Annotated in this window: 22 protein-coding genes; 17 read left to right on the top strand and 5 right to left on the bottom strand. The window is 61.4% G+C overall.

Features of this window, described 5'->3' with window-relative positions:
* Positions 1-83 precede the first annotated feature (83 nt).
* From ASD83_RS17630 to ASD83_RS17605, 6 genes are all read left to right on the top strand, one after another.
* The gene (locus tag ASD83_RS17630; protein ID WP_056313444.1) at positions 84-500 is read left to right on the top strand and encodes a TIGR01244 family sulfur transferase; all 417 of its coding nucleotides are present in this window, start codon (positions 84-86) and stop codon (positions 498-500) included.
* 108 nt (positions 501-608) lie between these two features.
* Positions 609-4,049 (top strand): pyruvate carboxylase, encoded by a 3,441-nt coding sequence (pyc, locus tag ASD83_RS17625; protein ID WP_056313442.1) that lies wholly within the window; start codon positions 609-611, stop codon positions 4,047-4,049.
* A gap of 420 nt (positions 4,050-4,469) precedes the next feature.
* Positions 4,470-6,272, top strand: a complete 1,803-nt coding sequence (locus ASD83_RS17620; RefSeq protein ID WP_056313440.1) for an ABC transporter ATP-binding protein — start codon at positions 4,470-4,472, stop codon at positions 6,270-6,272.
* Positions 6,269-8,167 (top strand): ABC transporter ATP-binding protein, encoded by a 1,899-nt coding sequence (locus ASD83_RS17615; RefSeq protein WP_056313437.1) that lies wholly within the window; start codon positions 6,269-6,271, stop codon positions 8,165-8,167. Before ASD83_RS17620 ends, ASD83_RS17615 begins: the two co-directional genes overlap by 4 nt.
* 207 nt (positions 8,168-8,374) lie before the next feature.
* Positions 8,375-9,346: a L,D-transpeptidase family protein gene (locus ASD83_RS17610; RefSeq protein ID WP_200946535.1), complete on the top strand. Its 972-nt coding sequence runs from the start codon at positions 8,375-8,377 to the stop codon at positions 9,344-9,346.
* A gap of 70 nt (positions 9,347-9,416) precedes the next feature.
* Complete coding sequence (locus tag ASD83_RS17605) at positions 9,417-10,109, top strand: hypothetical protein (RefSeq protein ID WP_056313435.1); 693 nt, start codon at positions 9,417-9,419, stop codon at positions 10,107-10,109.
* Here the strand turns inward: ASD83_RS17605 and ASD83_RS17600 are convergent.
* Positions 10,106-10,798, bottom strand: a complete 693-nt coding sequence (locus tag ASD83_RS17600) for a queuosine precursor transporter (RefSeq protein WP_056313433.1) — start codon at positions 10,796-10,798, stop codon at positions 10,106-10,108. The genes ASD83_RS17605 and ASD83_RS17600 overlap by 4 nt on opposite strands.
* A 119-nt stretch (positions 10,799-10,917) precedes the next feature.
* On the bottom strand, positions 10,918-11,202 hold the full coding sequence (rpmB, locus tag ASD83_RS17595) for a 50S ribosomal protein L28 (protein WP_056313432.1): 285 nt from the start codon (positions 11,200-11,202) through the stop codon (positions 10,918-10,920).
* Positions 11,203-11,438: 236 nt separating this feature from the next.
* Between rpmB and ASD83_RS17590 the strand changes: the two genes are divergently transcribed.
* From ASD83_RS17590 to ASD83_RS17570, 5 genes are all read left to right on the top strand, one after another.
* Positions 11,439-12,212, top strand: a complete 774-nt coding sequence (locus ASD83_RS17590) for a DUF3108 domain-containing protein (RefSeq protein ID WP_162249189.1) — start codon at positions 11,439-11,441, stop codon at positions 12,210-12,212.
* Positions 12,213-13,066: 854 nt separating this feature from the next.
* Complete coding sequence (locus ASD83_RS17585) at positions 13,067-16,087, top strand: helicase-related protein (RefSeq protein ID WP_056313427.1); 3,021 nt, start codon at positions 13,067-13,069, stop codon at positions 16,085-16,087.
* Positions 16,088-16,090: 3 nt separating this feature from the next.
* Complete coding sequence (locus tag ASD83_RS17580; RefSeq protein ID WP_056313425.1) at positions 16,091-16,495, top strand: RNA-binding S4 domain-containing protein; 405 nt, start codon at positions 16,091-16,093, stop codon at positions 16,493-16,495.
* A 162-nt stretch (positions 16,496-16,657) separates the two neighbouring features.
* On the top strand, positions 16,658-16,996 hold the full coding sequence (fdxA, locus tag ASD83_RS17575; protein WP_056313423.1) for a ferredoxin FdxA: 339 nt from the start codon (positions 16,658-16,660) through the stop codon (positions 16,994-16,996).
* 369 nt (positions 16,997-17,365) lie between these two features.
* Positions 17,366-17,932, top strand: a complete 567-nt coding sequence (locus tag ASD83_RS17570) for a CarD family transcriptional regulator (protein WP_056313422.1) — start codon at positions 17,366-17,368, stop codon at positions 17,930-17,932.
* Positions 17,933-18,030: 98 nt separating this feature from the next.
* Here the strand turns inward: ASD83_RS17570 and ASD83_RS17565 are convergent, their stop codons facing one another.
* Positions 18,031-18,570: an AAA family ATPase gene (locus ASD83_RS17565; protein WP_056313419.1), complete on the bottom strand. Its 540-nt coding sequence runs from the start codon at positions 18,568-18,570 to the stop codon at positions 18,031-18,033.
* Positions 18,567-19,400 (bottom strand): methyltransferase domain-containing protein, encoded by an 834-nt coding sequence (locus ASD83_RS17560; RefSeq protein ID WP_082561320.1) that lies wholly within the window; start codon positions 19,398-19,400, stop codon positions 18,567-18,569. The genes ASD83_RS17565 and ASD83_RS17560 overlap by 4 nt, the downstream gene beginning before the upstream one ends.
* A gap of 39 nt (positions 19,401-19,439) precedes the next feature.
* Here ASD83_RS17560 and ASD83_RS17555 point away from each other — a divergent pair, with 39 nt between their 5' ends.
* The 6 genes from ASD83_RS17555 (at position 19,440) to ASD83_RS17530 (ending at position 23,147) form a co-directional block, all read left to right on the top strand.
* Positions 19,440-20,255, top strand: a complete 816-nt coding sequence (locus tag ASD83_RS17555; RefSeq protein ID WP_244489228.1) for a ComF family protein — start codon at positions 19,440-19,442, stop codon at positions 20,253-20,255.
* Between the two features lie 32 nt (positions 20,256-20,287).
* Complete coding sequence (grxC, locus tag ASD83_RS17550) at positions 20,288-20,542, top strand: glutaredoxin 3 (protein ID WP_056313415.1); 255 nt, start codon at positions 20,288-20,290, stop codon at positions 20,540-20,542.
* A 21-nt stretch (positions 20,543-20,563) separates the two neighbouring features.
* Positions 20,564-21,421, top strand: coding sequence for a carbon-nitrogen hydrolase family protein (locus tag ASD83_RS17545; RefSeq protein WP_056313414.1), 858 nt, complete (start codon positions 20,564-20,566; stop codon positions 21,419-21,421).
* Positions 21,418-21,843, top strand: coding sequence for a DUF1178 family protein (locus ASD83_RS17540; RefSeq protein ID WP_056313412.1), 426 nt, complete (start codon positions 21,418-21,420; stop codon positions 21,841-21,843). Before ASD83_RS17545 ends, ASD83_RS17540 begins: the two co-directional genes overlap by 4 nt.
* Complete coding sequence (locus tag ASD83_RS17535; protein ID WP_056313410.1) at positions 21,840-22,199, top strand: MmcQ/YjbR family DNA-binding protein; 360 nt, start codon at positions 21,840-21,842, stop codon at positions 22,197-22,199. The genes ASD83_RS17540 and ASD83_RS17535 overlap by 4 nt, the downstream gene beginning before the upstream one ends.
* A gap of 78 nt (positions 22,200-22,277) precedes the next feature.
* Positions 22,278-23,147 (top strand): aldo/keto reductase, encoded by an 870-nt coding sequence (locus ASD83_RS17530; protein ID WP_056313408.1) that lies wholly within the window; start codon positions 22,278-22,280, stop codon positions 23,145-23,147.
* Positions 23,148-23,366: 219 nt separating this feature from the next.
* Here the strand turns inward: ASD83_RS17530 and ilvD are convergent, their stop codons facing one another.
* Positions 23,367-25,220: a dihydroxy-acid dehydratase gene (gene ilvD, locus ASD83_RS17525; RefSeq protein ID WP_056313406.1), complete on the bottom strand. Its 1,854-nt coding sequence runs from the start codon at positions 25,218-25,220 to the stop codon at positions 23,367-23,369.
* Between the last annotated feature and the right edge of the window lie 218 nt (positions 25,221-25,438).

The raw sequence follows: 25,438 nt of genomic DNA, 5'->3' as shown, positions 1-25,438 counted from the left end.
CGACTAACCGACAGTTGCATGGCCTGCCACCGGGTGGATATAAGAGGGCGGGAAGCCAATGGGCGGATTTGGGGAGTAGCGACTTGGACTTGAAGCGGATCAACGATCACGTCAGTGTTTCCGGGCAGATCAGCCCCGAAGATATCGCCACGCTCAAATCCCTGGGTTTCGTTGCCATCGTCAACAACCGTCCCGACGGTGAATCACCCGACCAGCCGGCGGGCGAGGAGATCGAGGCAGCGGCCAAGGCCGCCGGGCTTGCCTATCATGCCATTCCGCTGGGACGAGAGGGCGTCAATGCCGATCTCGTCGAGAAGACCAAGGCCGTCATCGAGGGGAGCGACGGCCCTGTATTCTGCTTCTGCCGTTCCGGTACGCGTTCGACGACCCTTTGGGCGCTGAGCCAGGCCGGTGAAATGGATGCGTCGGAAGTCATCTCGCAGGCAGCGGAAGCTGGCTATGACATGAGCCACCTCGCCGGCATTCTTTCGAGAAGCTGACATAACGACACTGGCGGCTTGGATGGCCCGCCATCCGAGCTACCGACACAAGCTGAGCCGGACCCGGGCAAGCGGGTCCTCAACCTCTCCTGCTCGGAATTTAAATCGATGCCAATCAAGAAAATCCTCGTCGCCAATCGTAGCGAAATCGCCATCCGCGTGTTTCGCGCCGCCAACGAACTCGGGCTCAAGACCGTTGCGGTCTATGCCGAAGAAGACAAATTGGCGCTGCACCGTTTCAAGGCCGACGAGGCCTATCTTATCGGCAAGGGCAAGGGCCCGGTCGAGGCCTATCTGCAAATCGAAGAATATATCCGCATCGCCCGGATTTCCGGCGCGGATGCGATTCATCCCGGTTATGGCCTCCTCTCGGAAAGCCCGGAATTCGTCGATGCCTGCGACGATGCCGGCCTGATCTTCATCGGCCCGCGCGCCCAGACCATGCGCGATCTCGGCAACAAGGTTGCTGCGCGCAATATGGCGATTGCCTCCAAGGTGCCGGTGGTGCCGGCAACCGAGGCGCTGCCCGATGATCCCGAGCAAATCAAGAAGCTCGCGGCCGAAATCGGCTATCCGCTGATGCTCAAAGCCTCCTGGGGCGGCGGTGGCCGGGGCATGCGCCGCATCATGGACGAAAAGACGCTGCTTTCGGAAGTGTCCGAGGGCAAACGCGAAGCGAAGGCCGCGTTCGGCAAGGACGAGATGTATCTCGAAAAGCTGATCGAGCGCGCCCGCCACGTCGAAGTGCAGCTGATCGGCGACGATCACGGCAATCTCGTGCATCTTTATGAGCGCGATTGCTCGGTGCAGCGCCGCAACCAGAAGGTGGTCGAGCGCGCGCCCGCGCCCTACCTGTCAGACGCTGTGCGGACCGAACTGACCGATGCTGCGGTGCGGCTGGGCAATGCTGCTAGATATCGCGGCGCCGGTACCGTTGAATTCCTGATGGATGCCGATACCGACAAGTTCTACTTCATCGAAGTGAACCCGCGCATCCAGGTCGAGCATACCGTCACCGAAGAGGTGACGGGGATCGATATCGTCAAAGCCCAGATTCACCTGCTCGATGGCGCCGTCATCGGCACGCCGGAATCGGGTGTGCCGCTGCAGGAAGATATCAAGCTCAACGGCAATGCCATTCAGTGCCGGGTCACGACGGAAGACCCGGAACAGAATTTCATTCCCGACTATGGCCGCATTACTGCCTATCGCGGTGCGACCGGCTTTGGCGTGCGCCTCGATGGCGGCACGGCCTATTCGGGCGCAGTGATCACCCGCTACTACGATCCGCTCCTCGAAAAAGTCACCTGTTGGGCGCCGAGTGCCGAGGAGGCGATTGCCCGCATGCATCGCGCGCTGCGCGAGTTCCGTATTCGCGGCGTCGCGACCAATCTCGCGTTCCTTGAAAACATCATCACGCATCCTGATTTCGTCGAAAACCGCTATACGACGCGCTTCATCGACACGACGCCGGAACTGTTCAATTTCAAGCCCCGTCGCGATCGCGCGACCAAGCTCCTGAGCTACATCGCGGACGTGACCGTCAACGGGCATCCGGAAGTCCGCGACCGGCCGAAGCCGCCTGCTGCCGCCGCGGCGCCTTTCGTGCCCGAATTCGAGCCGCTGATCGTCATCGAGGGCAGCCGGCAGGTGCTGGACCGCGATGGGCCGGTTGGCCTCGCCAAATGGATGAAGCGGCAGGGCAAGGTTCTGTTCACTGACACGACCATGCGCGATGCGCATCAGTCGCTGCTCGCGACGCGCATGCGCTCGTTCGACATTACCCGCATTGCCCAGGCCTATTCGCGTGGCCTGCCGAACCTCTTTTCGCTTGAATGCTGGGGCGGCGCGACCTTTGACGTGTCCATGCGCTTCCTCAACGAGGATCCGTGGGAGCGGCTGGCCAAGGTGCGCGAAGGCGCGCCCAATATTCTGACCCAAATGCTGCTGCGTGGCTCCAATGGCGTCGGCTACACAAACTATCCCGACAATGTCGTAAAGTTTTTCGTCAAGCAGGCAGCCAGGGGCGGCGTCGATATTTTCCGCATTTTCGATTGCCTCAACTGGGTCGAGAACATGCGCGTCTCGATCGACGCGGTGGCGGCCGAAGGCAAGGTGGCGGAGGGCGCCATCTGCTATACCGGCGATCTCTTTGATCCTGATCGCTCCAAGTACGACCTGAAATACTATGTTGGTCTCGCGAAGGAACTGGAAGCTGCCGGCGTCCATGTGCTTGGGATCAAGGACATGGCCGGCCTGTTGAAGCCTGCCGCGGCCAAAAAACTGATTTCGACGCTGCGTAACGAGACCGACCTGCCGATCCATCTCCATACCCACGACACCTCGGGCGCTTCGGCGGCGACGGTGCTGGCGGCGGTGGAAGCGGGCGTCGATGCAGTCGACGCGGCGATGGATGCGCTGTCCTCGACCACCAGCCAGCCGACGCTGGGGTCGCTGGTTGCGGCGCTTGAAGGCAGCGATCGCGACCCCGCGCTCGATCCCAAGGCGATCCGCCAGATCTCGTTCTATTGGGAGGCCGTGCGCACCCAGTACCGGGCTTTCGAGAGCGACCTCAAGGGCGGCGCTTCGGAGGTTTATCTCCACGAAATGCCGGGTGGCCAGTTCACCAATCTCAAGGAGCAGGCGCGTTCGCTGGGTCTTGAAACCCGCTGGCACGAGGTCGCGCAGACCTATGCCGACGTCAACAAGATGTTCGGCGATATCGTCAAGGTGACGCCAAGCTCCAAGGTCGTGGGAGATATGGCGCTGGCCATGGTTTCGGCCGGGATTACCCGCAGCGATGTCGAAAATCCGGACAAGGACATTGCCTTCCCCGATTCGGTAGTGGGCTTTTTTGCCGGCGATCTCGGCCAGCCTCCGGGGGGCTTCCCGCAGTCGCTGCAAAAGAAGGTGCTCAAGGGCAAGACGCCGCTGACGGAACGTCCGGGTTCTTACCTCAAGGACGTCGATCTCGAAGCCGAGCGCAAGAAGATTTCGGACGAGGTCGGTGTGCCGGTCGATGATTTCCGGCTCGCTTCGTATCTGATGTACCCAAAGGTCTATTCGGATTTCGAAAAGACCCAGGATCGCTATGGGCCGACCGAGGCGCTGCCGACGCCGGTCTATTTCTACGGCCTCGAAGAAGGCGACGAACTGCTTGTCGATATCGAGAAGGGCAAGACGCTGGTGGTCAATTATCTCGGCCGCGCCCCGACCAATGAAAAGGGTGAGGTTCGCGTTTTCTTTGATCTGAACGGCCAGCCGCGCACTATCGTTGTGCCGGATCGCTTGAAGGCCGGCGAGGTGAAAGTTCGCGCCAAGGCCGTTGTGGGCGACCCCAAGCAGGTCGGTGCGCCAATGCCGGGCGTCATCTCGACGCTTGCCGTCAAAGAAGGCCAGAAGGTCGAGGCCGGCGATGTCTTGTGCTCGATCGAGGCCATGAAGATGGAAACGGCGATCCATGCCGAGGTCGATGGCGTGGTAGCGGAGCTGCTCATTCGTCCGGGCGATCAGATCGACGCGAAGGATTTGCTGGTTCGGCTGGAGTAGGGGGCAGCAGTAACCCCACCTAGCCTCCCCCTGATAGGGGGAGGGATCTGCCGGTGGCTCACTGGTAGCGCGACAAACTCGATATGTTCCTCCCCTTTCAAGGGGAGGCTAGGTGGGGATGCCTCACGCTCCACCAATTGAGCATGCCATTCGAGCATAGCTCTCATGGCCTTTTCGGCTTGAAAGGCTCCACTGGAGCCTTTCACTCGCGCAGCGGGACGCCGAAAAGTTGCAAAAATTGCGCAATTTGCACCTTGAATGGTACGCATAATGCGACTTTTATAGGCAGGCATTGATTTGCCCGATCCCGGTCGACGGATCCCCGCCTCCCCCTCGGGCCTCACTTTTTAAAGTCTGGATAATCCCTTGCCTACCCTCAAGGCTGGCCGCGCGCGTTCACGCGGCGATGCTCGGGCTCACTTGGCTGCCGTATATGCCGGCAAAGGCCGAAGCCCGTTGTTGCGCATCACGTTCTTCTCCCTGCGGCACTATTGGCAGGCGAGTCTGGCCATTGGTGCAACGATCATCGCCTCGGTGCTGCAATTGATGATTCCGCGCCTGCTCGGCCATGCGGTCGATCAGGCGCAGAACGTGTTGAGCACGGCGGCAGAGGGTGCACAGCAGGCGCTGATGTGGAGCGCCGCGACGCTGCTGCTGGTTTCGGTGGCGCGCGGGCTCTTTACCCTGGTTCAGAACTATTATTCGGAATCGGTCGGCCACCATGTGGGCTACGAGCTGCGCCTCGCCTTTTACGACAAGGTGCAAAAGCTCTCCTATTCCTACCATGACCGCGTGCATTCGGGCGACCTGATCACCCTCGGGTTGCTCGATCTCGATGGCGTACGGATGTTCTTTTCGACCGGCTTCGTGCGCACGATCCTGCTTACGGTACTGATCGGGGTTGGCGCCTATATGCTGCTGACGACCGATGTCGTGCTGGGGCTCCTGGCCCTGAGCTTCGTGCCCTTCGTTGCCTGGCGTTCCTCGGTGGCGCAGCTGATGCTGCGCGCGACCTGGGTCGTCTTGCAGGAGCGGCTTTCGATTATGACGCGGGTGATGGAAGAAAATCTCGGCGGTATCCGCGTCGTGCGCGCCTTTTCGGGCCAGCTGTTCGAGCTTGCCAAGTTCGACAAGGCGTCGAAGGCGGCGTTGGAACTGGCGCATGATCGCGTGCTGATCCGCGTCAAGAACACGTCGATGATGACCTTTTCGTTCTTTGCTGCCATGGGGCTCGTGCTCTGGTTCGGGGGCAATAAGGTGATCGCTGGGGAAATGAGCGTCGGGACGCTGGCGAGCTTTCTGACCTTCATGACCATCCTGCAAATGCCGGTGCGCCAGCTGGGTCTGATGGTCAATTCCTTTGCCCGCGCCGATACCTGCGGACAGCGCTTTTATGCCTTTATCGATCAGGCCATCGACATCGAGGACAAGCCCGGGGCGGTGCCGTTGCAGCTGGGCGAGGGAACGCTGCGTTTCGAGAACGTGAATTTCACCTATCCCGGTGCGACCCACCCGACCCTTAGGGGTATTACCTTCGAGGGCCGGGCCGGCGAAACCATCGGCATTGTCGGGGCGCCCGGTAGCGGCAAATCGACGATCGCTCATCTCATTCCGCGCTTTTATGACGTCACATCGGGCCGCGTCACCATCGATGGGCAGGACGTGCGCGACGTGACCTTGGAATCCCTCCGCCGGCAGGTTGGCGTGGTGCAGCAGGATTCGTTCCTCTTCACCACCACGATCGAAAATAACATCGCCTATGGCGATCCCTGGGCCAAGGAAACCAAGATCGAAAAGGCGGCTGAAAGCGCGCAGCTCCACAACTACATCATCGGTCTGCCGACCGATTATGACACTGTGGTGGGCGAACGCGGGGTGTCGCTTTCGGGTGGCCAGCGCCAGCGCCTCGCAATTGCGCGTGCCCTCGTCATGCGTCCGGCCGTCATGGTGTTCGACGATTCGACGGCGGCCATCGATGCGGGCACCGAGCATCGCATCCGCTCGGCCATCCGCGCCTATGCCAGCGATCGCGTGACCATCATCATCGCGCATCGGCTCTCCTCGCTGATGCATGCCGATACTATTTTGTTCCTCGAAGACGGCTCAATCGTCGAGCGCGGCAGCCATGCCGAGCTCCTCGCGCTGGGTGGGCGCTATAGCGCGCTCTATGACCTCCAGACGCGACCGACCGAGGAAATCGACGCAGAAAGGGCCGCCCAATGAGCGTGGTCGAGGACGACGAACGGGACGTCGCAAGTTTTCCCGGCCAACGGCCGCCGCGCGCATCGGTGGGTAGCCACCGGATCGAGGAAGAGGTCTTTGGCAAGGCCTATGACCCGAAAACCGTGCGCCGGATCTGGGCTTTCGTGAAACCCTATCGGGTCAAGATTTACCTCTCAGTGGCGGCCGTGCTGGTTTTTACCGCTACGCAGCTTGCCATTCCCCTCATCATTGGCTGGGCCATCGACGGCGCCATGGTGGCGGGGGGCAATGCCAATAATCTGATCTGGGCCGTGGTCGCCTTTGCGGTCGCCGTGCTGTTCAATTTCGCGGCTTCCTATGTGCAGGAAACGCAGGTGGGGCAGGTGGCGGAAAACGTGCTGTTCGACATGCGCCGCGCCATGTTCGCGCAATTGCAGCGCGTGTCGCTCAGTTTCATGGACAAGACCGAAGTGGGCCGGTTGATGAGCCGCCTGCAGGGCGACGTCAATTCCATGCAGGAGTTTCTGGAGACCTCGGTCATTTCCGTGGGCGACATCGTGCTGCTCTTCGGCATTGTTGCGGTGCTGCTGACACTCGATCCGTGGCTGGGGCTGCTGACCCTCGTCACCATGCCGGTGCTGTTCATCGTCCGCATCTTCTGGCTGCCGCCGGCCAAGCGCGCCTTCTGGGCGGCGCATGAAACCAATTCGTTGACCAATGGCGCCATGGCCGAAGGCATCAATGGCGTGCGCACAGTGCAGAACCTCGAGCGCCAGCAGGTCAATTTCGACCTCTATGACGACAAGGCCTATCACAACCTTGAAACTCAGCTGACCGGTTCGAAATTTGCGCAGGTGATGGTGCCGATCGTCGACAGTCTCACCGGTATCGCCATGGCGACCGTGGTGCTGGTCGGCGGATCGCTGGTGCTCAACGGCACTTTGCAGGTGGGCATCATCGTCACCTTCCTCTTTTATATCCAGCGGTTCTTCGATCCGATCCGCTCGCTGACCATGCAATATTCGATCATGCAGCGGGCCATGACCTCGGGCCGCCGGATCACCGAAGTGCTCGACCTGCCGGTGACCATTACCGACAAGCCCGATGCGCTGACGCTGACGGGGGATATGGACGGCTCGGTCGCCTTCCACGATGTGGTTTTTGGTTACGATCCCAATCGGCCAGTGCTCAAGAACGTGTCTTTCCGCGTCAATCCGGGGGAGACGGTGGCGCTTGTCGGCCCGACCGGTTCGGGAAAGACCAGCGCCATGGCACTCGTCCATCGTTTCTATGAAGTGCAGGGCGGCGCGGTGCTGGTGGGCGGGCACGATGTGCGCAATGTCACCCAGGAGAGCTTGGGTGAACAGGTCGCCATGGTGCTGCAGGAACCGTTCCTCTTTACCGGCTCGGTATTCGACAACATCAAGTACAACAAGGCTTCGGCGACCCGCGAGGATGTCATCGCCGCGGCCAAGGCGGTCGGTGCGCATGAGTTCATCGAGCGCCTGCCGGGCGGCTATGACAGCAAGCTCGAACAGCGCGGCTCCAACCTGTCGCTCGGTCAGCGCCAACTGCTGAGCTTTGCCCGGGCGCTGGTTGCCGACGCCAAAATCCTCGTGCTCGATGAAGCGACGGCCAATATCGATAGCTATACCGAGCGGCAGATCCAGAAGGCGCTCGAAATCCTGCTCAAGGGCCGCACCGGCCTCGTCATCGCGCACCGTCTCGCCACCATTCGTGGTGCGGACCGGATCATCGTGTTGCAAAGTGGCGAGAAAATCGAAGAGGGCAATCACGACCAGCTCATGGAACTGGGCGGGCTCTATTCGCGCCTCTACAACATGAACTATGCCAGCTTCGACGACATTCCCGACGAGCTGGTGGCCGAGGCCAATGCCAAGGCGGCGAGCACCTAGCGCTCGGTTCTACTACCGTCATTGCCCGCTTGATCGGGCAATGACGGCGCTTCTTGCGCGGCGATGATGATTGCCGGCGCCCACACTATTGCGTGAAAACCGGGAGCTTTTCGCCCGCGTGGACGGCATGATAAGGCTTCCTTCACCCAGCCTAGTCATGCTGCGCTAACCATTGCCCCCGTGGGGCGGATTTTGTGGGCCCTGTTCGTGACTGCCAAGCTCTTTCATCGCATCGCCTCCGTCATCATCGTCCTCTGGCTGGGGTTCGGGCTTGCCGCCTGTGCCAATTTCGTCAAGGGGGGCGACAACCGGCACAATATCCCCCTGGCTCCGGCCATGGTGAAGGCGCTTTATGATATGGGATCCTCGCCGGCCGAGGGCATGGTCGTGCGCATTTTCAAGCGCGAGCAGCAGCTCGAGGTGTGGAAGCGCACAAGCTCGGGGCAATACAAGGTCTTCAAGACCTATGAAATCTGCTCCTATTCCGGCGATCTCGGCCCGAAATTTAAGGAAGGCGATTATCAGAGCCCGGAAGGGTTCTATACGATCACGCCCGGCCTGATGAACCCGAAGTCGAACTACTTCCTCGCCTTCAATACGGGTTTTCCAAACAAGTTCGATCGCGCCAATGGGCGCTCGGGCTCGAACCTGATGGTCCATGGCGATTGCAAATCGGTCGGCTGCTACGCCATGACCGATGCAGGCATTGCCGAGATTTATGCGCTGGCCCGCGAAAGCTTCAAGGGCGGCAATCCAAGTTTTCAGGTGCAGATATTTCCCTTCCGCATGACGACGGCCAGCCTGACGCAGAATGCTTCCAACCAGCATCTGGCATTCTGGCGGAACATCAAGGAAGGCTACGACTATTTCGATCTGACCAAGACCCCGCCAGCCTGGGATGTGTGCGAGCAGCGCTATATCTTTAATCCCACCGCCTCGGGCCTTGATGCGCTAGGACCGTGCCCTGCGACCTATCAGAATGCCGAGGTCGAGGCGCGAAAGGTGGCCGATGCCAGTGCGCTCGCCAATGTGGCGGCGGGCGTGGAGCGTCAGGCGGCCAGTGAAGCGGCGCTCAAGGAAAGAAGCCAAGCTGTATCGGGCTTCTTTTCGGGCATCGGCAATATGATCACGGGCAATCCGCAGCCGACAACCGAAGTCGCTGCAACGCCTGCGCAATAGATTTGATCCTTAGTTCGGCCCCAGTTTGGTGTGACCTCCGTCACGCCAATGTGAGCAGGAGCAAAGCGGCGTGGACGACAAGCCGAGCGAAAAACCATCGCCGGAACCGAGAAGCGCCGGGGAAGTCCCCGACGTGCTGGTGGGAGATATCGACACGTCCGTGCCGACCAGCCTCAGGCGGCCCCGTCGCCGGCGGCGGGTGAAGAAGAGCCTGATCTTCGGCATTTGTGCCGCGGCCATCGGGCTTGCCTCGCTGGCGGCCAGCGCCTGGATCTATACCGACATGCGCCGGGAAATGGTGCGGGTTTCAACCGAGATCGCGCAATTGCGCCTGAGCCTTGATCTCTATGCCCAGCGGGGCGTTGCCGCCGCGCCTCTGTCTACGCAGGCCCCGACAAGTGAAGCGCTCTCGGCACTGGAAAATCGTCTCGCGGTTCTTGAGCAGAATTGGCGTGGTGCGGCCGCGGCGCCACAAGCAGTGCCACCGCCGTCAGGCCCGACAGCGTCGAGCGAGAGCGACGGCGACTGCCTGCCTTCGGGCATGCGGCTTCTCGTGGCCGCGGGGGATTCCTATCCCGTCTGCGGCACCGAGACGACGATCGAGGTGATGAATGTCAGCAATGGCTATATTTCGCTGACGGACGGCACGACGGTGCCCTCGGGCAGTACCGTGCCGCTGCCCGGTACGGCCTGCATGATCGCGGTCACTTCCGGCGGCGACGAAGCCACCACCGGCTTTGCCGAGATTCGCGTCACCTGTTAGGCGAGCGTGGTGCGGCCCAGTGGCGGCAGGGGCTTGAACTTGCCCATGAGTGCGCGGTAGGGCGCCAAAAGCACCAGCGCGGCGAGGAATTTCACCATGAAGTCGCCGGCCGCGAGGGAGGTCCAGAGCGGCACTTCGGGGCCAATGCCGAGGAAGGGTGCGGGGAAGGCGAGCGAGCCATCCGCAAGCCCGAACAGCGCATCAATACCGGCCAGAACAGGCGCGAAGGCAACGGTGAAGAAAATCGCCGTGTCGATCATGGAGCCAAAGAGCGATGCCACCAGCGGTGGCAGGAACCAGGCACGCACGCTGCGTAGCCGCGAAAAAATGCTGATATCGAGCAACTGGCCCGTAACGAAAGCCGCGGCGGAGGCGAGCGCGATGCGCTGGGTCGTCGCCGGATTGCCACCGGCGTTCCAGGGCAGCGGATGAAAGCTCAGGTAGAACGATACCGCCAGACCCACCAGAAAGCCGACCAGAACGACGCGGCGGGCATTGCGCGGGCCGTCATAGCGATTGGTGAGGTCGGTGATCAGGAAGGCGAAGGGGAAAGTGAAGGCGCCCCAGGTCAGGAGATCGGCGAGATTGACCGCGCCGAGCTGGACCTGAAAGGGATAGAGAACGAGAATATTGGACGCGGCGACGACCACGACCATGGCGGCCACGGCAGCCAGAAAACGAGACAGCATCAGAATGCACCTCTTTGGTCCACGAGCCGGCAGAAGACCGGGGCGGAATGAGACTTACATAAAAAGCGAAAGCCGCGCGGCCAGAGGCACGCGCGGCTTTAATTCGGTTAGAGGCGCGATTAGCCGGCGAGGGCGGCGCGCACTTCCTTCTTGATGCCCAGAGCCAGCGGGGACAGGTCGGCATCATCCTGCTTGATCAGGAATGCGTCGAGGCCACCACGGTGCTCAACGGTGCGCAGAGCTGCTGCAGTGATGCGCAGCTTGATCGGGCGCTGCAGAGCGTCGGAGATCAGGGTCACGTTGATCAGGTTGGGGAGGAAACGGCGGCGGTGACGGTTGAGAGCGTGCGAAACGGTGTTGCCAACCAAGACGCCCGTGCCGGTGAGTTCGCAGCGACGTGCCATAGTAGATATCCTATTTGTGTAAAGGTCCTGCGCGGCGGGAAATCCCGCAACGGGCCTCGATTGTGTTGAAATCTGCGGGCGTCTTAGAGAAAAGGGGCCCATCAGTCAAGTCAGCCGGGCCCTCAAAGACCCGCGAGTGCCTTGCCAGTACCATAAGAGGGCGGCACCTTGAACCTTTATCGGTGATTCGCGAACGCGCCCACATCGGGCCCATGCCGCACGAGACGAGACCTATCTTGATCCGAACCAGCCTTGCTGCCTCCGCCCTTGTTCTCGGCCTTGCCCAGGCGCAGGCGGCCCCGGTCGATGCGACAGCCAGTTATGTGCTGACCCTTGGCGGCATCAATGTCGCCATGATGCATATCGACCTCGATGACGATGGCAGTTCCTATACCCTTGGCGTCAAGGCCAATGTGGCCGGGCTCGGCGCGGTGGTGGCGAGCGGCACGGCCAATGTCACGGCCAAGGGCAAGTCCTCGGGCACGACGCTGCGTTCCGAGAGCTTTGCGCTCGAAACCCGCGCCAGTGGGCAGACGTTTACGGTCGATGTCGGCTTTGCCGGACAGAATGTTTCGTCCTTCAAGGTCGAGCCGCCGGTCAGCGACTATGACCGGGTGCCGGTCGAGCGTGGTCACCTGACCGGCGTCACGGATTTCGTTTCGTCCTTCGTGCTCAAGGGAAGGGCGCTGGATAAAAGCCTTTGCGATCGCCGCATGCGCGTCTTTACCGGCGTCGAGCGTTTCAATCTCGATATGAGTTTTGTCAGCGACGACAATGCCACCTCGCCGCGGACCGGCTATCAGGGGCCGGTGGTGCTCTGCTCGATCGAATATGAACCCATTTCCGGTCACTACCAGAATAACGAGATCACCAATTATCTCGCCGAGGAAAGCCGCATTCTCGTCTGGTACATGCCGCTGGGCGAGAGCGGCTATTTCATTCCCTATCGCGTGCTGCTCGGCACTTCGATGGGCGATCTTTCCATGGTCCTGACCAAGGCTGCGTTTTGAGCCGATGTCCTAAGCTGGGACGGTCAAAGGGTTTTTTCTCAATTTTTGTGTTTTTCCGTCCCGGATTTGCGGGCTTTGGGAATTAAGGGCGCTGCGGCGCCCTTTTTTGTTTCGGTAACGGACCGGCAGGAAAGCCGAGTCGCGCGTCCGTTTTAAGTCATTGTTTATGCAGGTGAATGGGAACTCGGTGCTTTTGGCGCAGTCGTGACGCGGCTTGTGGCCCTGCGCCCGTGAAGCCACCAGCCATCGTATGGAACAAAGGTAGAAAACAGGGGGTAGTTCCGATTCTGACCCTGTTCGTTCCGGGTTTGGGCCGAATGTTAATTGCGGCCGTCTAGCCGCACAGGAGCTGTATCATTCTGGATCGCGAGCTGCTTGGGCCAGTTTTGCCGCGTTGAGAGGGAGCAGGCCGCGAGGAAGAGGTTCACGCTCCGTCCCGCTTCGGCACGGTCAACGACGAAATTGCTAAAATGCATAAAAAGGCCCCCGGTAAAGCCTGGCGTAAACCCTTAACGGCTCCAGAATTCTCGCTCTCCTTCCGTTCATAAATCGTCATTAAATGACTGAAAAATCATGATCTTAGTCATTTCGAAAGGAAGCTGAACGGGTTTCTGCATTTCCGTGTCACAAATGAAGTCGGCATGACACCGCTAGTGGCTATCGACAGGGGCCACCCACCACATATTGCCGTGAACAAAACCGGATTCCCGAGTCGGCAGCGATTCTGTCCCTGTTCGTTCTGCCTTGGTTCCAAATTTTAACGGGGGCGCCACTGTCACAAAAATGCGTGCTTTCATGGGACAATTTCTCTCGCCCCTCGCCATGGGCTTCGCGGCACCCTAAATAGAGCTGCGATGACTTCTGCAAACTCCCAGTCGGTCAAGGCCATCCTCGGGCCGACCAATACCGGCAAGACCCATTACGCCATCGAGCGCATGCTGGCCCATCCCACCGGGATGATCGGCCTGCCGCTGCGGCTTCTCGCCCGCGAGGTCTATGCCCGCGTCGTCGAACGCGTCGGCGAGCAGGCTGTGGCGCTGGTAACAGGCGAAGAGCGGATCGTGCCGCCAAAGCCGCGCTATTGGGTGGCGACGGTGGAAGCCATGCCCATGGATATCCATGTCGATTGCGTGGCGGTCGATGAAATCCAGACCGCGACCGATTTCGACCGCGGCCATGTGTTTACCGACCGGATCCTCAAAGCGCGCGGGTTTCACGAGACGCTGCTGCTCGGCTCCGGCACCATGGCCAATGTCATCCGCAAACTCTTGCCGCATGCCGAGATCATCGAGCGGCCCCGCTTTTCCCAGCTGACCTATGCCGGTTCAAAGAAAATCTCGCGCCAGCCCAGCCGCAGCGCCATCGTCGCCTTCTCGGCCCGGCAGGTTTATGCGATCGCTGAACTGATCCGGCGCGAGCGGGGCGGAGCGGCGGTGGTCATGGGGGCGCTTTCGCCCCGCACCCGCAATGCGCAGGTTGAGCTTTATCAGAATGGCGATGTCGATTTTCTTGTTGCCACCGACGCGATCGGCATGGGGCTTAATCTCGATATCCAGCACGTCGCCTTTGCCGACGACACCAAATTCGACGGGCACCAGAGCCGGCCGCTGATCCCGGCCGAGATCGGCCAGATTGCTGGGCGGGCCGGGCGGCACAAGCGCAATGGCACCTTTGGGGTGACCGGCGGCACCGAGGGTTTTGACGAAGAACTGGTGGTGCAACTCGAAACGCACGATTTCGAACCGGTCAAAGTGCTGCAATGGCGCAACTCGGTTCTCGATTTTTCCTCCATCGACCGATTGCGCTCGAGCCTTGAAAAAACGCCTGACGACCGGACGTTGACGCGGGTTCCCATTGCGACCGACCAATTGGCGCTGGAATTTTTATCGCGAAATGAGGCAGCGGGAATGGCGCGCGGCCACGAAGCGGTCAAACTGCTCTGGGAATGCTGCCAGATTCCCGACTATCAAGGGATATCGCCGGCGGCGCATGGCGAGATCGTCACCCGGATCTTTTCGGATTTGAGGCAAAATGTATCCATCAATGCTGATTGGATTGCCGAGCAGGTTCGCTTTTGCGACAATGCAGAAGGTGACATTGAAACGCTCAGTCACCGGATCAAGCAGATCCGGACCTGGACCTTCGTCGCCAACCGCAAAAACTGGCTTGCAGACCCACACTATTGGCGCGAAAAGACCCGTGAGATTGAAGATCGCCTGAGTGATGCTCTCCATGAGCGCCTTACCCAGAGATTCGTCGACCGGCGCACCAGCGTGCTGCTCCGCCACCTGAAAGACAAACGTATGGTATCTCCCGAGATCAATGAGCGCGGCGAAGTAAGGCTGGAAGGCCACCTTCTCGGCACGCTCGAAGGCTTCCGCTTCACCCTGGCGCGCTCCGATGGAGAGCTCGATGCCAAGGGCACCCGCACCGCAGCGGACCAGGTCGTGGCTCCGGAGATCCGCAATCGCGCCGATCGCCTGGCGGGCGCGCCGAACGAGGAATTCGTTCTCGCGACCGACGGTCGTCTGCGCTGGCGCGGCGATGTGGTGGCCGAACTTGCCGAAGGCGACAGCCTTTATCGGCCGCGCATCATCATGCTCGCCGACGAATCGCTGACCGGCATCGATCTCGAGCGCGTGCAGGATCGCCTGTCGCTCTGGCTCCGCCATCACGTCAATACGACGCTCGAACAGGTCATGGCGCTCGAAGCGCCCGCCGATGTCGACGGACCCGCGCGCGGTATCGCCTTCCAGCTCTTCGAGCATCTGGGGCTACTTCCGCGCAGCCAGGTTTCCGATGAGGTCAAGAACCTCGATCAGGACGTGCGCGGCAAGATGCGCAAGCTTGGCATCAAGTTCGGCGCCTACCACATCTATGTGCCGCTTTCGCTCAAGCCCGCGCCGCGCGAACTGGCCCTAATTCTTTTCGCGCTCCGCAATGGCGGCATTCGCCAGCCGGGCGTCACCGACATCCCGCACATTGTCCTTTCGGGCCGCACCTCGTTCCTCGTCGATCCCGAAGTTGATACGCGTCTTTATGAGATCGCCGGCTTCAAGGTCGCGGGCAAGCGGGCCGTGCGCGTCGATATTTTGGAACGCCTTGCCGATATCATCCGTCCGCTGATTGCCATCGACCCGACCCGGTTCCAGGGCGAACCGCCGGCCGGCGCTGCCGAAGGCAATGGTTTCCGCGTTACCGTCGAAATGACCAGCCTTCTTGGTTGCTCGGGGGAAGATTTCGCTTCGATTCTGTCGTCCCTCGGCTATCGCGTTCGCCGCACCCCGAAGGTTGCCGCGCCTGCCGCAGAAGCCAGCGCCGAAGCGCCGGCGCTCGAGGCGGTGCTCGTTGACAATCCGGCCGAGGTCGATGCTCCGGCGGAAGACGCGCCTGTCGTCGAACCCGTTGCAGAGGCCGCCGCCGAAGCCCCGGCTGCCGCCGAGGGTGTTGTGGACGAAGCTACTACTTCGGAGCCGGCAGCGCCTGCCGAACCCGAATTTGATGAAATCTGGTTCCCCGGTGGCCGCCGCCACAACGAAAACAACCACGGTGGCAAAAGCCGTTCGGAAAATCGCCGTCGCGACACTGCCGAAGGTGGCGAAGCCAAGGCCGAAGGCCGTGGCCGTCCGGACCGCTCGCGCCCCAAAGGCCCGCGCCGTCCCGAGGGCGAAGCGGCGGCCACCCGTCCTGCTGCCAACGCCAACACGCGTCCGGCCAATACGCGCCCACGCAGTGAAGAGCGCCCGCGTCCGGACACCAAGAACGAGCGTCCGGAACGTGGCGATCGTCGTCCGCCCCGCGAAGAGCGCAAGGTGGCCTTCGATCCGGATAGCCCATTCGCGGCCCTTGCTGCCCTCCGCGGCAAGAAGGAGTAGGATTTGACGGGGCCGGGCGATACGCTCCGCAAGGAGCGGCTCGACCGGTTCCTGTTTTTCTCGCGCGCCGTCAAATCCCGCACTCTCGCGCAAAAACTCATCGAAACGGGCGCTGTTCGGGTCAATTCCGAACGGACCGAGCGCACCGATCACAAGGTCGGCGCGGGCGATGTACTCACCATGTCGCTGCACGGCCGGATTCTCGTCTGGCGCATCCTCGATCCCGGCGCACGTCGCGGGCCCGCGAGCGAAGCCCAGGGGCTTTACGAGGATATTTCGCCGCCGAGCCTGCCCAAGGCCGAGCGCTCGCCCTATGAGGCGGCTATTGCCGAGCGTTCAACGGGCGCGGGCAGGCCGACCAAGAAAGAGCGGCGGGAGACCGATGCGCTCAGGGGCGAGGACGACTAGGCCATCCGCCGGGCACACAATTTCAGCACAGCCTCTATTTGCGCCAATCCGTCCCGCGCTAGCGCCTTGCCCGAAAACTGAAAAGAGTTTAGCACCAAACGCGTTGAGACTGCCGCCGCGCCAGCCCCCAGGCCGCGGCGCCCGCCAAGGACTGCCCTCTCTATGACCTATATCGTCACTGATAATTGCATCGCCTGCAAATATACGGACTGCGTGGAAGTCTGTCCGGTGGACTGTTTCTACGAAGGCGAGAACATGTTGGTCATTCATCCCGATGAATGCATCGATTGCGGCGTCTGCGAGCCCGAATGTCCGGCCGAAGCCATCCGGCCCGACACCGAAAGCGGCCTCGACAACTGGCTCGAGCTTAACCGTAAATACGCTGCCGCATGGCCCAATCTGACCGAGCGGCGCGATGCGCTGCCCGAAGCAAAAGAGCGTGACGGGGAGAGCGGCAAGCTCGAAAAGTACTTCTCCGAGGAGCCCGGCGAAGGCGACTGATGCCGAAGGCGCATCTACTGGCGCTAAGAAGTTTAAGCACTGGCAAGGATTTGTCACCGCTCTGTCACGGACAGACGACGACGTGAAAGGAGCGAGTCGCTGATGCGATTCGTTCCTTTTGATTTTGCTGAATTTTTGTGCTATGGTGTCTTTAAATGCAGCTCAGCCCTTCACCCAAACCGTGCCGCAAGGCACGATTTTTTTGACACAACATTCCCTGTTGCATGGCGCTTCGGAACAAAGCGGAACCGAAGACTGTGGGTGTTCGTACTGTAAAAGGGCCCGTTCAAGCGGGCGAAGTAGTGTGGATGGACAGTCCTTCCCGCAAGGAACTGGCCATTCTGGGGCGTCAACAAGGAGTTCCAGTATATGGTAGCCAAGAAGTCTCAGCAGCGGCTCGGTTTCAAGACGGGTGAGTATGTCGTCTATCCGGCCCATGGCGTCGGTCTGATCGTCAACATCGAAGAGCAGGAGGTCGCTGGCCTCACACTCGAACTGTTCGTGATCAGCTTCGAGCAGGACAAGCTGACCCTTCGCGTTCCCGTTGCCAAGATCAAGTCTGTCGGCATGCGCAAGCTGGCCGAAGAAGATGAAGTCAACAAGGCCCTCGAAACCGTCACGGGCCGGGCTCGCGTCAAGCGCACCATGTGGTCGCGCCGCGCCCAGGAATATGAAGCAAAGATCAATTCGGGCGATCTGATCGCCATTTCCGAAGTCGTGCGCGATCTCTATCGCTCCGACGATCAGCCCGAGCAGTCCTATTCCGAGCGCCAGCTCTTCGAGCAGGCCATGGACCGCATGAGCCGTGAAATCAGTGTCGTCAACAAGCTGACGATTACCGAAGCCGTGCAGCTCATCGAAAAGCAGCTCGCCAAGAGCCCCAAGCGCACCAAGGCGGATGCCGCTGAGCCGGAAAGCGACGAGGAAGCTGCGTAAGCGGTTTCTTCCACCGAGAATGAAAAGGCCGGCAGTGATGCCGGCCTTTTTGTTTGCGCTGTCAGGAGCGGCAGGTGGGCCGCCCGGTGATGACGGTGTCAGTTGAGGCGAAAGGCTCCGCTTTCGAGCGCGGTAATGACGGCGCCGAGGGTCGCGCTGCGGTCAAGGCCTGCCGTATCGAGCACATGCCTCCCATAGGCGCCGAGATCGGCGAACTGGGCGTAGAGATCGGCGACGACGGTGGGGTCGGTGAGGCTATCGCGGCCCCGCGCGGTGCAGCGGGCAATGGCGTCTTCGACCGGTGGGCGCAGTACGAGGTAGTGAAGCGGCAGGCCGAGGGCTTTGAATGCCGGCAGCCACCAGGGGCGGACGACGCCATCGAGGGCGACGAAGTAGTTTTGGCGCGCATAGCTGGCGGAAACATCGGCAGCGATCTGCATGACCATGCGGTTCTGATCGTCGGATTCCGGCAGCCAGGGCGGGATATGGCCGTGCTTGATATTGCCCCAGAAATCGTCGGAGTGGACATGCACCTTGGGCACGCCGGGCAAATGCGCCAGCGCATCGGCGACGGTGGTCTTTCCCGAGCCGGGCGAGCCGGAAATGATGGCGATGTGGCCGGCGAGATCGAGCATCATTCGCCCTTTTTCAGGATGTCGCCGAGGCTGACCTTGGCGCTGCCGGGGCGCAGGGGCTTTTGCTGGCTTTCATGCGGCACCCAGCCGGCGAGCCAGATGATCTCCAATGTCGCGCGGACGCGGCCGTCGGCATCGGCCGAGGCCTCCTGGTATGCTGCGGCGGCCGCCGTGAGAAGGTTTTTGGTCGCAAAGCGCCGGGGGCGGTCGGTCAGCGGATTGGCCGCGCCCAGGGCCTTCAATTCGGCCATCAGGTCAAAGGCATTGGCGTAGCGGACGCGGTGGGTTTCGACATCGGCGACGGGCAGGGCAAAGCCGGCGCGTTGCAACAGGGCTCCGGCGTCCCGCACCTGCGCCATGGGCGCGACCCGCGCCGAGGCGCCGCCGGCAACGGCGAGATCGGCCGCGAGGAAGGCTTCGCGCAGTTCGGAGAAACTTTCCCCGCCGATCATGGCGACGAGCAGCAGACCATCGGGCCGCAGCCGCGCGCGCAGGCGCGCCATGTGGCCCGGCACGTCGTTGACGACCTGGAGGTGCAACAGGGAAACGATGAGATCGAAATCGCCTTCGGGGAGGGCGGGGAAATCGTCCTCGCCAGCAAAGGCCTCTACCGGGTGGAAAGTGACCGTGCCGGACGCTGTGGCGACGCGATGGGGCAGGAGGTCGACATCGGGGGCGATGAGAACCGCATCGGCGAAATTGCGCATATGGGCGCCGAGCCGGTCCGCCAGATCGTCAAAGACCAGATCACGCACGAAATTTTCGCGCGTCGGGCGCCGCTTGAGGTTGCGGGCGAGCTGGAGCGGATCGAACAGGCGGGGCGGCTGGGACAAGACCGAAATTTCTCAAAAGAACTGGCCGATGGAGCGGCCTTGAAGCACTATGCCCTTATGGAGAGCGGAGCGCGCGAAGTCAAAGGCGGGGGGCTTGCGGGGTGGGTGCTGCAGGGCGGCCGGCACTTTGCCTTGGCGCTGCTCGACCAGCTCTATCCGCCGGCCTGCGCCGCCTGTGGTGCGCCTATCGCCGAGGGTGCCGGGCTCTGCCCAAAGTGCTTTGCCGGTGTGGTGCCCATCACGGCGCCGCTCTGCCCGGTGCTGGGCCTGCCTTTCGACGTGGCGCTGGGGCCGGACGCGATCAGTGCCGAAGCTCTCGCCGATCCGCCGCCCTTTGCCCGGGCCCGCGCGGCGATGCGCTATGGCGAGGTGGCGCAGATGCTGGTGACGCGGCTCAAATATAGCGATCGCACCGAACTGGCGCAATTTTGTGCGCGGCTGATGGCAGGGGCCGGGCATGAATTCTGGGGCGCGCGGCCGCTGCTCGTGCCGGTGCCGCTGCACCAGAGCCGGCTGCGGTTCCGGCGCTACAATCAGTCCTATCTCCTCGCACATGCTCTGGCGCGGCAGCTTGGCCTCGACATCGATCCCTTCCTCGTCAGGCGGCACAAGAAAACGCGCTCGCAGGTCGGGCTTTCGGGGGACGGCCGGGCGCGCAATGTGCAGGGTGCTTTTTCCGCCCATGCCGATGCGCTGGTGCGGATCAGGGGGCGGCGCGTGGTGCTGGTGGACGATGTCTATACGACCGGAGCCACGGTGAAGGCGGTGACGTCCATATTATTGCGCAATGGCGCGAGCGAAGTTGATGTTCTGACCTTTGCCCGCGTTGTCAGCGGCGAAGAAGTGCCCATATAAGAAGCCACCCCAATTTTTGGAGCCCCAGATCCATGGCCAATGTCGAAATTTATACGACCCCGACCTGTCCCTATTGCCATGCCGCCAAGGCATTGCTCGAGGACAAGGGCGTCGATTTCACCGAAATCACCGTGCTCGACCCGGAACTGCGCGAAGCCATGACGCAGCGCGCCAATGGCCGCCGCACCGTGCCGCAGATTTTTGTCGGGCAAACCCATGTTGGCGGCTATGACGATATGGCGGCGCTCGACCGCGCCGGCGGGCTCGATCCGCTCTTGGCCCAGTAGTTCCTCCCAGGTTTCAGACACATGAAAATCGCCGCCATCCAGATGCGTTCGGGCCTTGATCCGGAAGCCAATCTCGCAGCGCTCGAGCCTTTGCTCACAGAGGCAGCGGCGCAGGGCGTCGATTATGTTCTTACCCCGGAAGTGACGATGATCTTTCCGGAAAACCGGGAGCAGTTGCGTGCGGTGGCCGCGCCCTTTGAGGGCCATCCCCAGTTGGCCAAGGTTGGGGCCCTGGCAAAGCGCCTGGGGCTCCATATCCACATCGGCTCATTGCCGATTCCCCTTGAAGACGGGCGCTTTGCCAATCGCTCGGTGCTGTTCGCCCCGACCGGCGAGCAACTCGCGACCTATGACAAGATCCACCTCTTCGATGCCGATATTGCCGGGCTCAACGCCTATCGCGAAAGTGCCACCTATAGAGGCGGCGAAGAGGCTGTCACGGCTCCGCTCGGCCCGTTTACGCTCGGTTTTTCCATCTGCTACGACATGCGCTTTCCAAAGCTTTACAACACGCTTGCCAATGCCGGGGCCAATCTGATCGCCGTGCCGGCGGCCTTTACGGTGCCGACGGGGCAGGCGCATTGGCATGTGCTGCTGCGCGCCCGGGCCATCGAAACCGGCTCCTATGTGATCGCGGCGGCACAGGGCGGCACCCATGCCAATGGGCGCTCGACCTATGGCCATTCGCTTGTTATCGACCCCTGGGGCAAGGTGATCGCCGAACTCGATCATGACGAGCCGGGCGTGCTGGTGGCCGAGATCGATCCTCAGGCAGTGGTGGAAGCGCGACAGCGTATTCCAGCGCTCGCCAATGCGCGCGATTTTGCCAAGCCGGGTTTGCATGGCTTTAGCGCTGCACAAGAAACGACAATATCGTGATTCAATACGCACTTCAGTGTTCGAATGGGCATCGCTACGACGCCTGGTTCAAAAGTGCTGCCGCCTATGACGAGCAGCTCGCCCGCGGCATCGTCACCTGCGCCGTGTGTGGCGAAAGCCATGTTGAGAAGGCGCCGATGGCGCCTGCGGTGGCACGCACCGACCATGAGCGCGTGCCGCTGTCCTCGGCCCATCCCGAGGCGAAGAAATTCCGCGAAATGCTGCGCGAATATCGCAACAAGGTGACGACGGAAGCCGATTACGTCGGGGATCGTTTTGCCGAAGAGGCCCGAAAAATCCATTTCGAGGAAGTCGAAGCCCGCGGTATTTATGGCGAGGCGACCCGCGACGAGGTTGCGGCCCTGCTCGATGACGGCGTTGATTTCCTGCCGCTGCCGGATGTGCCGGAGGAACATAATTGAACCTCTACAATCGCGCGCAATACGACAAGGCCTTGGCCGAACTTGCGGGCGTGACCTTTGTCGATCAGTGGGATGCGCGTGTCGCCAAGGTCGGCGGCAAGGTTTTTTGTCTTCTCTCCGACGCAATGCCGCTCCGGCTGGTGTTCAAATGCGGCGAAGATAGCTTTGATATCCTGACGGCCCTTGAAGGCGTCGAGCAGGCTGCCTATTTCGCTAAGCGCCAATGGGTCTCGGTGACCGAGGGCTCGCCCCTCAGTGCCGACGATCTTCTCGCCTATATCGGGCGCTCGCACGCTCTGGTTGCCAAGGGGCTGACCAAGAAACTGCGGGTAGAGCTCGGTATCCTCGAGGGCTGAAATTCAAAATCCTATGCCTCGGGTTGCGCGCCTAAATGGAGGCCGCTGCCTTTCGCACCTCTTTATGGAGTGATTGAGATGACCAAACTCGACGCAAGTCTGTCGGGCAGCTTTGCCATCGGCGGTGACCTGAAAGTCAATCGCCTTGGCTTTGGCGCCATGCGCATCACCGGCAAGGGTATCTGGGGCCCGCCGGAAAATCACGACGAAGCCATCCGCGTGCTGAAGCGCCTGCCCGAACTCAACGTCGATTTCATCGATACGGCCGAAAGCTATGGCCCCTATATCAGCGAAGATTTGATTGCCGAGGCGCTGGCGCCCTATTCGAAGGGCACGATCGTCGCGACCAAGAGCGGCCTGACCCGCACGGGCCCCGATGAATGGCACCAGGTCGGGCGCCCCGAATTCCTGCGGCAGGGCGTGATGACCAGCCTGCGTCGTCTGAAACTGGAACGGATCGATCTCTGGCAATTGCACCGCATCGACGCGCAGACGCCGCGGGCCGATCAGTTCGAGGTCATTGCCGCCATGCAGAAGGAAGGCCTTATCCGCCATGTCGGCCTTTCCGAAGTCAGTGTCGCCGACATCGAGGAAGCGAGCAAATATTTCAAGGTCGCGACCGTCCAGAACCTCTACAATTTCGCCAATCGCCAGAGCGAAGCGGTGCTTGAGCATTGCGAGAAGAACGGCATCGGCTTTATTCCGTGGTTCCCGCTGGCCGGTGGCGATCTCGTCGAGGGTCATGAGGGGGCCAAGGCGATCCTTGAGAAGCACAATGCCTCGGGCAGCCAGATCGCGCTCGCCTGGCTTCTGAAGCGTTCGCCGGTCATGCTGCCCATTCCGGGCACCGGCAAGGTCAAGCATCTCGAGGACAATGTCGCCGCCGCGGCGGTCAAACTCAGTGATGAGGATTTTGCCACGCTCGACGGCATTGGCCGGAAGCGCTGAAGCGGTCAAATCTGAGGGGGAGGTTCAGGTCGGCCCAATAGGGAGGGTGGAATCCCCGCTATCGGGCCTGACCAGTTCAGCTGTCTTGGCAGACCGCTGAGTGGCTGAGCGGGGCTTTAGCACCGCTCCTCTCGCTTGTCACGCGCTTGTCGCAAATTCACAGCACATCATTTCCGGGCTGACCCGGAAATGATGTGTTTGCTTGCGTGGCCGGGCGCCCTAGTTCCAGAACTTGTCGATGGCCTTGGTGTCGCGCACCGCGCCCTTAGCGGCGGAGGTGACGAAGGCCGCGTAGGCTTTTAGCGCGGTCGTCACCTTGCGCTTGCGTGGATGGGCCGGCTTCCAGCCGAGCTTGTCCTGTTCGGCGCGGCGGGTGGCCATTTCAGCGTCTGACACCAGCACATTGACGGTGCGGTTGGGGATGTCGATCTCGACGATGTCGCCTTCGCGCACGAGGCCGATGGCGCCGCCTTCGGCCGCCTCAGGCGAGGCGTGGCCGATGGAGAGGCCGGAGGTGCCGCCGGAGAAACGGCCGTCGGTGAGAAGCGCGCAGGCTTTGCCGAGACCCTTGGATTTGAGATAGCTCGTGGGATAGAGCATTTCCTGCATGCCGGGGCCGCCCTTGGGGCCTTCATAGCGGATGACGATGACGTCGCCGGGCTTGATCTCGTTGGAGAGGATCGCTTTTACCGTCGAATCCTGGCTCTCGAAGACGCGGGCCGGGCCGGTGAATTTGAGGATCGATTCATCGACGCCCGCCGTCTTCACGATGCAGCCTTCGAGCGCGATATTGCCCTTGAGAACTGCGAGGCCGCCGTCCTTGGAGAAGGGGTTTTCGGGCGAACGGATGACGCCATTGGTGCGGTCGGTGTCGAGATCGGTCCAGCGGTTGGACTGGGAAAAGGCTTCCGTGGTGCGCACGCCGCCGGGGGCGGCCATGTAGAAATTCCGCACGCTCTCCGAATTGGTACGCGAAATGTCCCACTTGTCGATGGCATCGCCCATGGTCGCGGCGTGAACCGTCGGTTCCCCACGGTTGATCAGGCCGCCGCGATCCAACTGACCCAAAATTGCAAAAATACCGCCGGCGCGGTGGACGTCTTCCATATGCACGTCGTTCTTGGCGGGCGCGACTTTCGAGAGGACGGGAACGCGGCGCGAGAGGGCGTCGATATCGTCCATGGTGAAATCGACGTCGCCTTCATGGGCAGCAGCCAGGATATGCAGCACGGTATTGGTCGAGCCGCCCATGGCAATGTCGAGCGCCATGGCGTTCTCAAACGCCTGTTTGGTCGCAATCGAGCGCGGCAGCACGGTTTCGTCGTCCTGCTCATAGTAGCGGCGGGCGAGATCAACGATTAGGTGGCCGGCTTCCTGGAACAGGCGCTTGCGATCGGAATGGGTGGCAAGGGTCGAGCCATTGCCCGGCAGCGACAGGCCCAAGGCTTCGGTGAGGCAATTCATCGAATTGGCGGTGAACATGCCCGAGCAGGAGCCGCAGGTGGGGCAGGCGGCTTCTTCGACGGCCTGCACTTCCTCGTCGGTATAGTGATCGTCGGCAGCCATCACCATGGCGTCGACGAGATCGAGCGCCTGCAGCTTGCCCTTGACGATGGCCTTGCCCGCTTCCATCGGGCCGCCGGAGACGAAGACCACGGGGATGTTGAGGCGCATGGCGGCGTTGAGCATGCCGGGCGTGATCTTGTCGCAATTGGAAATGCAGACCATGGCGTCGGCGGTATGGGCGTTGACCATGTATTCAACCGAGTCGGCGATGATGTCGCGGCTCGGTAGCGAATAGAGCATGCCGTCGTGGCCCATGGCGATGCCATCATCCACGGCGATGGTGTTGAACTCTTTCGCAACGCCGCCGGCTGCCTCGATTTCGCGAGCGACGAGCTGGCCGAGATCCTTCAGATGGACGTGCCCCGGCACGAACTGGGTGAAGGAATTGACCACCGCAATGATGGGCTTGCCGAAATCGCCGTCCTTCATGCCGGTGGCGCGCCACAGGCCACGCGCGCCGGCCATGTTGCGGCCATGAGTGGTTGTGCGGGAGCGATAGACAGGCATGGCGGTTCCTCGAAGTTATTCGCCGGTGGGGCCGGGGTGTTGCTTTTTCTTTAGACCCATTCCAGAGGCGCTTCAAGGAATTTCCGTACCGTACCGTACGGTACGGTTGGGGTTAGTGGTTCTAAAACTGTGCGCCGCCCTGATCCTTCCGCCGTCATTGCCGGGACGAGCCCGGTGGTGACGACCGGGATGGAGAAGCGGTCATCAAATCTATCCAT

It is taken from the genome of Devosia sp. Root685, from assembly GCF_001427875.1.
In the GTDB taxonomy this organism is placed as follows: domain Bacteria; phylum Pseudomonadota; class Alphaproteobacteria; order Rhizobiales; family Devosiaceae; genus Devosia.
This window is presented reverse-complemented; position numbering and strand designations above follow the sequence as displayed.